The sequence below is a fragment of the Pseudomonadota bacterium genome, from assembly GCA_022361155.1.
In the GTDB taxonomy this organism is placed as follows: domain Bacteria; phylum Myxococcota_A; class Polyangia; order Polyangiales; family JAKSBK01; genus JAKSBK01.
In genome coordinates, this window is the sequence record JAKSBK010000337.1 from 1 (window position 1) to 4688 (window position 4688).

The following is a 4688-nucleotide window of genomic DNA, read 5'->3' on the forward strand; positions in this document are numbered from 1 at the left end:
GAGGAGCTCACCAACTGGGCCGACGATGAGTGCTATCGGTCCATGTTCGCGTGTTGCCGTTCATCGAGCTCAGACGCGCCGCGCAAGGTTCGCGCGACGACCAACCCGTACGGCGTCGGTCACAACTGGGTGAAGGACCGGTTTCGCCTGAGCGGCCAGTGGTGGAAGACGTCCTTCGTGATGGAGCCGGTCGACCTGAAGGGGCGGCCGGAGCCGCCGCGGTGCGCGATCCACAGTCACATCGACGAGAACCGCATCCTGCTCGAGGCCGATCCGGACTACAAGACGACCGTCGCGGCGTCGGCGCGGAACGAAGCGCAGGCGCGCGCGTGGATGAACGGGTCGTGGGACGTGGTGGCCGGCGGCATGTTCGACGACGTTTGGAGCCAGCAGCGCAACGTGGTTCCACCGTTCGACGTGCCTGATTCTTGGCGCGTCGATCGCGCGTTCGACTGGGGCTCGAGCAGGCCGTTCTCCGTCGGGTGGTACGCGGAGAGCGACGGCTCCGACCTGAAGATGCCCGACGGAACGTGGCGTGCCACGGTGCGCGGCGATCTGTTCCGAATCCGCGAGTGGTACGGTTGGACCGGCAGGCCGAACGAGGGGACGCGCGCACTGGCAGTAGAGGTTGCACAGGGCATCGTTGAGCGCGAGGTGCTCTGGGGATGGCGCCGCGGCAGAGAGTGCCGCGTGTCGAAGGGGGTGGCGGATTCCTCGATCTTCACCGTCGAGAACGGGATCAGCGTCGCGAACGACATGGGGAAGCCGGTTCGCATCGACGGCCGGATCTACGACGGGGTGACGTGGAAGCCTGCAGACAAGCGTCCCGGGTCGCGCAAGATGGGCTGGGAGATGATGCGGCGACGGATCCGTGCGGCACAGCCGAAGCTTGGCGTTCCGCGCGAGCAGCCCGGGTTCTTCGTGGTTGGGGAGCACTGCCCGCACTTCCTTCGAACCGTTCTCTCGCTGCCGAGGGACAAGAAGGACCTAGACGACGTGGACACGGACGCCGAAGATCACGTGGCAGATGAGGTTCGCTACCGCGTGCGAGCGATGGGCACGCAGGGCGGCAGCGGGACTACGACCGGCTGGTACTGACGCGAAGAGCACGCCATGTCGCTGCAGAGCAAGCACCCCCTCTGGATGGACCGGGTCGACGAGTGGCGCCGCTGCCGCGACGTGCACGAGGGAGAGGCGAAGGTCAAGGACAAGGGGAAAGAGTACCTCCGGCCCACGAGCGGGATGATCGAGGACGGGTGTGAGTCACCCGAACAGCCGGGCTGGAAGGCTTACGACGCTTACCGCCACCGAGCTCGCATGCCCGACATGTACCGCGAGGCGGTCGACGCGCTCGTAGGCGTGATGCATCGCGAGCCTGCAATCATCAACTTGCCGTCACGGATGGAGTTCCTCCGTGAGCGCGCGACTGCACGCGGCGAGGATCTCCAGGCGCTTCTCCGCCGGATCAACGAAGAGCAGATGAAGATCGGCCGACTCGGCCTGCTCGCCGACGTAGTCGACGAAGGTCGCGGCGAACGCTCGGGTCAGCCGTACGTGGCGATCTATGAAGCCGAGGACGTCGGCAACTGGGACGACGGCCGTAGGGACGGTATCGAGGTCGACAACCTCAACCTGGTGATCATCGACGAGACCGGCCCCGAGCGCCTCACGGACTTCGAGTGGCGCGACGTCGAAAAGTACCGGGTGTTGATGCTGTCGCCGCCGGGTCAGCTAGGCGTGCAGATCACTTCGCAGGAGGTCAGCAACGAGGTAGTCGGCGACGACTCGTCGGTCATGAACTTGCCGGTGGGAGAGGGGGTCTACAACGTTGGAGTGTTTCGCGAGGACACCTTCTCGCCCAGCGAGATGAAAGCGCCTTCGATCTCAGGTCGTGAGCTAAACGAGATCCCCTTCGTCTTCGTCAACCCGAAGGACCTCGACGCCGATCCAGACGTGCCGCCTATGCTGGGGCTTTGCGACGACGTGCTGGGTATCTACCGGAGCGAGGCCGACTATCGGCAGGCTCTGTTCATGCAGGGCCAGGACACGCTGCACATTGCAGACACCAACTTCGGCGCGGAAACACCCGTGCGTACTGGGGCTGGAGCCAAGATCGTTACGCAGTCTGACGGATCCGTTCAGTTCGTAGGAGTCGACTCTAGCGGCCTACCTGAGATGCGCACCGGGCTAGAGAACGACTACGCGCGCGCGGAGCAGAAGGGCGCGAAGCTACTGCGCCAGATGGGCAACGATGCAGAGTCAGGCGAGGCGCTGCGCGTGCGCGTGGCGGCACAGACTGCCACACTGAGCCTCATCGCGCGCACGGGCGCTGCCGCCGTGCAGCGCATCCTCAGGATCATCGCGAGGTGGATGGGCGAGAATGCGAACGAGGTCACCGTCGAACCCAGCTTGAAGTTCGCCGAGCAGGCGATCGAGGGGCGGACCGTGGTCGATTTCACCACGGCTAAGAACGCGGGCGCGCCTCTGTCTCACGAGACGATCCACGAGTACTATCAGGACCACAACGTGACTGCTCTCTCGTGGGAAGAGGAGCTGGGCCGTCTGCGCGCTGAGGCTAGCAACGGCACGAACGAGATCGTGGAGGGCATGGGCGGATCCGGAGAGGCTGACCCCGAGCCTGAAAATCCAGAGCCTCAGCCGAATCCCGAACCCAACTCAGATCCTGAGGCGTGATGGGCGGGACGGTCTACCCTGAGGCGGTGATCCTGGACAACGGCGTCGTGCCCATGCTCGCCTACCTCGAGGTTCCGGGATCGAAGACTGTCTCCCAGCGCGTTCCGGTCGAGCTCCCAGAATTTCTCGGCGGTCAGCCCGGTCCGACGAAGCAGCGGCTGCAGCGGTTCGAGCGGACCGACGAAGTCCGCGGCGGGCTTCCCGTGTTTCGTCGGGTCAAGAGGGCGCGATGACCGGCATGGACAAGTCGGTCGTTCGAAGGATCGTTTCTGAGGCAATCGCGCCGATGCGGCACGCCCTCTGGCTGGGCAGCTGGCACGTGGACGTCGATTACGCTCCTCTTCAGGGCAGCGTCATGGGGGAGAACCACATCAACCTGCCTTACCTGCAGTGTCGAATCAGCATCGATCCCGAATCGCACGACACTGAGTCCGAAGTCCTGGAGACTCTTCGGCACGAGCTTCTTCACCTGTGCTGCGGATACATCGACCATCCGAGGCGCTGCGTTAGCGAGGTCGTGAAGGACCACGACGTTTTCTCTTCGCTAGACCAAAGCTTCACCCTGGCATCGGAGCACGCCGTCCTTGCGATGGAGAAAGTGCTCGACTTCAACGGTCTGACTCCGGCCAAGCTGATCGAGAACGGTCGAAGGGAGTTGGTGAGTGGCGACCAGGAGGAGTAGGCAGCGCCGCGCGCGGCAGCCGGGCGAACCTCTGACGGCGCTAGAGCAGTACCTCGACGCGACCATCCGCCACCAGGTGGGTCTGCTCCAGTTCTCAGGACGCGTGGCCCGGCGCGTGCGCGAACTCTTGGACGCCACGGAGTCGGATCTGCGCGCGCAGGTTCGTCGGATTCTCGAAGGGCAACCAAGGGGCCTGCAGTCGCGTGCCCAGGTTCGCCGCATGGAGAGGCTGGTCGCTGCGATCGAGAAGATCCGCAACTCGGCGTGGGATCGTGCCGAAGATGTGTGGCGCGAGGAGATGGCAGCGCTGGCGCTGGCCGAGCCGAAGGCGATGGATGGCATCTTGAGAACGGCCATGCCGGTGACGCTGGGTACCACGTTGCCGCCGGCCGAGACGTTGCGCGCGCTGGTCACGACGACGCCGTTCGAGGGCGGCGTGATGGCCGAACACTTCTCGCGCATCCGCCGCGCGGACGTTCGTAGGCTGACTACTGAGGTTCGCATCGGCATCGTCCAGGGTGAATCAGTGCCGCAGATCTCCAGGCGCCTCGTGGGAACCGTTCGCCAGCGCGGACGTGACGGCCGCACGGAGATCACCAGGAAGCAGGCGACGACGCTGACTAGAACGGCGACGAGTGCGGTCGCCAACGCGACGACTCGAGAGTGGGCTCTTGCGAACTCCGACGTGTTCTCCGTTGACCTCTTCATCGCCACTCTGGATGACCGGACCACCAACATTTGCAAGAGCTTGGACGGCGAGACCTTCCCCGTTGAGCAGGTCTACCCTCAGCTCCCGCTTCACTGGAACGAGCGTTCTCGGCGGCTGCCGATGCCAAGTTCTACGCCGCTCGGACGTCGTCCGATGAAGCCGGTCACGGAGCGCCAGTTGTTGATGGAGTTCGCGGAGCGCCAGCGCATCGCTCCGGTCCGACGCCGCGCTGATCTACCGTTCGGGACGAAGGGCGCGTTCGACGCGTTCGCACGGAAGCGGACGCGTGAGCTCATCGGGACCGTGCCCGCAGCGAGGACGTACGCGCAGTTCCTGGCCCAGCAGCCGGTGATCTTCCAGGAGGAAGCGCTGGGCGGCACAGTGCGCGCGCGACTGTTCCGTCGTGGCAAGCTGCCGTTGAGCGGCTACGTTGACGAGTTCGGACGAGACAAGACGCTGGCCGAGATCGCGCGCGACGACGCGCAGGCGTTCCGGGCGGCAGGACTAGACCCAGAGGACTTCCTGTGATGGACGTCTTCGCCGTTGGCAGGGCGTGAAGCCCGGAGAGGTGTGACGTGACGGTACCCAAGGCGATCTACGACA

Annotated in this window: 5 protein-coding genes; all 5 read left to right on the forward strand. The window is 64.8% G+C overall.

From position 1 onward, the window contains the following. The coding region (locus MJD61_13265; GenBank protein MCG8556239.1) for a terminase at positions 1-1098 on the forward strand (1098 nt) is incomplete at its 5' end. 15 nt (positions 1099-1113) lie between these two features. Further along, the gene (locus MJD61_13270) at positions 1114-2694 is read left to right on the forward strand and encodes a DUF4055 domain-containing protein (protein MCG8556240.1); all 1581 of its coding nucleotides are present in this window, start codon (positions 1114-1116) and stop codon (positions 2692-2694) included. Then, positions 2694-2927, forward strand: a complete 234-nt coding sequence (locus MJD61_13275) for a hypothetical protein (protein ID MCG8556241.1) — start codon at positions 2694-2696, stop codon at positions 2925-2927. Before MJD61_13270 ends, MJD61_13275 begins: the two co-directional genes overlap by 1 nt. Before the next feature lie 53 nt (positions 2928-2980). Next, complete coding sequence (locus MJD61_13280) at positions 2981-3376, forward strand: hypothetical protein (protein ID MCG8556242.1); 396 nt, start codon at positions 2981-2983, stop codon at positions 3374-3376. Next, positions 3357-4613, forward strand: a complete 1257-nt coding sequence (locus MJD61_13285; GenBank protein ID MCG8556243.1) for a phage head morphogenesis protein — start codon at positions 3357-3359, stop codon at positions 4611-4613. Before MJD61_13280 ends, MJD61_13285 begins: the two co-directional genes overlap by 20 nt. The last annotated feature ends 75 nt before the right edge of the window (positions 4614-4688 follow it).